We start from the raw sequence: 2,878 nt of genomic DNA on the forward strand, positions 1-2,878 counted from the left end.
GCCGTTGGACATCGCCTGGTTCTGCAGCGGGCACTCGCCGCCCTTGTCGCAGATCGGGCAGTCCAGCGGGTGGTTGATCAGCAGCAGCTCCATCACCCCGTGCTGGGCCTTGTCGGCCACCGGCGAGGTGAGCTGCGTCTTGATCACCATCCCCGGCATCACCGGGGTGGTGCAGGACGCCTGCGGCTTGGGCATCGGGCGCCCGTTGCCGGCGTCGGGGATCTCCACCAGGCACTGCCGGCACGCGCCGACCGGGTCGAGCAGCGGGTGGTCGCAGAACCGGGGGATCTGGATGCCCAGCAGCTCGGCGGCCCGGATGATCAGGGTCCCCTCCGGAACCTCGATCTCGAACCCGTCGATGGTGCACTTGACCATCGTCGGCTGCTGTTCGACCTCTGCGGAGGTCTTGTCGGTGACCGTCACTGCTCACCTGCCCACACGGTCGACTTGGCGGGGTCGAACGGGCACCCGCCCTGCTTGAAGTGCTCGATGTACTCGTCGCGGAACAACTTGATCGACGAGGTCACCGGGCTGGTCGCGCCGTCGCCCAGCGCGCAGAAGGACCTGCCGAGGATGTTGTCGGACAGGTCCAGCAGCGTCTCGAGATCCTCCTCGGTGCCCTGACCGGCCTCCAGCCGCTTGAGCATCTGCTTGTACCAGTAGGTGCCCTCGCGGCAGGGGGTGCACTTGCCGCACGACTCGTGCGCGTAGAACTCCGACCAGCGCAGCACCGCCCGCACCACGCAGGTGGTCTCGTCGAAGATCTGCAGCGCCCGGGTGCCCAGCATCGACCCGGCCGCTCCGACGCTCTCGAAGTCCAGCGGGACGTCCAGGTGCTCCTCGGTGAACAACGGGGTCGAGGAGCCGCCCGGGGTCCAGAACTTCAGCCGGTGGCCCTTGCGGATGCCGCCGGCCATCTCCAGCAGCTCCCGCAGCGTGATGCCGAGCGGGGCCTCGTACTGGCCGGGCCGGGTGACGTGCCCCGACAGCGAGAAGATGCCGAAGCCCTTGGACTTCTCGGTCCCCATCGAGGCGAACCAGTCGGGCCCGTTGGCGACGATCGAGGGAACCGAGGAGATGGACTCGACGTTGTTGATCACAGTGGGGCCGCCGTACAGGCCGGCCACCGCCGGGAAGGGAGGCTTGAGCCGGGGTTGTCCGCGGTAACCCTCCAGCGAGTCCAGCAGCGCGGTCTCCTCGCCGCAGATGTAGGCCCCCGCGCCGGTGTGCACCACCAGGTCCAGGTCGTAGCCGCTGCCGAGGATGTTCTTGCCGAGGTAGCCGGCCTCGTACGCCTCGGCGACCGCCTGCTGGAGCCGGCGGATCACGTGCAGCACCTCGCCGCGCACGTAGATGAACGCGTGGTGGGAGCGGATCGCGTAGGCGCTGATGATGATCCCCTCCACCAGCACGTGCGGGTTGGCCATCATCAGCGGGATGTCCTTGCACGTGCCCGGCTCGGACTCGTCGGCGTTCACCACCAGGTAGCGGGGCTTGTCGCTCTTGGGCGGCAGGAACCCCCACTTCATGCCGGTGGGGAAGCCCGCGCCGCCGCGGCCGCGCAGCCCGGAGTCCTTGACCGCCTGCACGATCTCGTCCGGCTGCATCCGCAGCGCCTTGCGCAGCGCCCGGTAGCCGCCGTTGCGCCGGTACGCGGTGATGGTGAAGGAGTCGGGCTGGTCCCAGTTGCGGGACAGCACCGGGGTCAGCGTGGTGCTCATCTGTGGATGTCCCCCTGGGTCTCGGAACCGGCGGCGGGGTCGTCCGGCTCGGGCCGGTCGGCGTCCGCGGGCGGCGCCGTCCAGCCGTTGCGCTTGGCCAGCTCCAGACCCGCCAGCGTCTGCGGTCCGGCCTGCGGGCCCTCACCCGCGCGGCCGTCGGGGAAGCCGGCCAGCACCCGGGAGGCCTCCTTCCAGGTGCACAGCCGGTTCGGGCCGCGGGTGGGGGCGACCTCCTTGCCGGCGCGCAGGTCGTCGACCAGCTGCTTGGCCTTCTCGGGAGTCATGTTGTCGAAGAACTCCCAGTTGACCATCACCACCGGCGCGAAGTCGCAGGCGGCGTTGCACTCCAGGCGCTCCAGCGAGATCTTGCCGTCCTCGGTGGCCTCATCGTGGCCGACGCCGAGGTGCTCGCTCAGCTCCTCCCAGATCTGGTCGCCGCCCATCACCGCGCACAGCGTGTTGATGCACACGCCGACGTGGTACTCGCCGGCCGGCCGCCGCTTGTACATGGTGTAGAAGGTGGCGACCCCGGTGACCTGGGCGGGGGTGATGCCCAGCTGCTCGGCGCAGAACTCGATGCCGTCCTGGCTGATGTAGCCGTCCTCCGACTGCACCAGGTGCAGCAGCGGCAGCAGGGCCGAACGCGGCTTCGGGTACCGCGCGATGATCTCCTTGGCGTCCCGCTCCAGCCGGGCGAGCGTCTCAGGTGGATATCCCATCAGCGGTCCACCCCTCCCATCACGGGGTCGATGCTGGCGACCGCGGCGATCACGTCCGCGACCATGCCGCCCTCGCACATGGCGGGCGTCGCCTGCAGGTTGGTGAAGGACGGATCACGGAAGTGCACGCGGTAGGGGCGGGTGCCGCCGTCGCTGACCACGTGCACGCCCAGCTCGCCGCGCGGGGCCTCCACCGCGGCGTAGACCTGTCCGGCCGGCACCCGGAAGCCCTCGGTCACCAGCTTGAAGTGGTGGATCAGGGCCTCCATCGAGGTGCCCATGATGTGCGCGATGTGCCGGGGGGAGTTGCCCATCCCGTCGGTGCCGATGGCCAGCTGGGCGGGCCAGCCGATCTTCTTGTCCTCGATCATCACCGGGCCCTTGGTGACCGACAGCCGGTCCAGGCACTGCTCGATGATCTTGAGGGACTCCTCCATC

General features: G+C 69.5%; 4 protein-coding genes. All 4 read right to left on the reverse strand.

Annotated features, from left to right (window positions below; genetic code table 11):
• A partial coding sequence (locus BUE48_RS21775; RefSeq protein ID WP_286990866.1) for a 2Fe-2S iron-sulfur cluster-binding protein occupies positions 1-375 on the reverse strand: 375 nt, incomplete at its 3' end.
• A 44-nt stretch (positions 376-419) separates the two neighbouring features.
• Positions 420-1,721, reverse strand: coding sequence for an NADH-quinone oxidoreductase subunit NuoF (nuoF, locus tag BUE48_RS21780; RefSeq protein ID WP_140174912.1), 1,302 nt, complete (start codon positions 1,719-1,721; stop codon positions 420-422).
• On the reverse strand, positions 1,718-2,440 hold the full coding sequence (gene nuoE / locus BUE48_RS21785; RefSeq protein ID WP_140174916.1) for an NADH-quinone oxidoreductase subunit NuoE: 723 nt from the start codon (positions 2,438-2,440) through the stop codon (positions 1,718-1,720). Before nuoE ends, nuoF begins: the two co-directional genes overlap by 4 nt.
• Positions 2,440-2,878, reverse strand: a 439-nt coding sequence (locus BUE48_RS21790) for an NADH-quinone oxidoreductase subunit D-related protein (RefSeq protein ID WP_502694621.1), incomplete at its 5' end; no start/stop codon positions are given. The genes nuoE and BUE48_RS21790, both read right to left, overlap by 1 nt.

It is taken from the genome of Thermomonospora sp. CIF 1, from assembly GCF_001896795.1.
In the GTDB taxonomy this organism is placed as follows: domain Bacteria; phylum Actinomycetota; class Actinomycetes; order Streptosporangiales; family Streptosporangiaceae; genus Thermomonospora; species Thermomonospora curvata.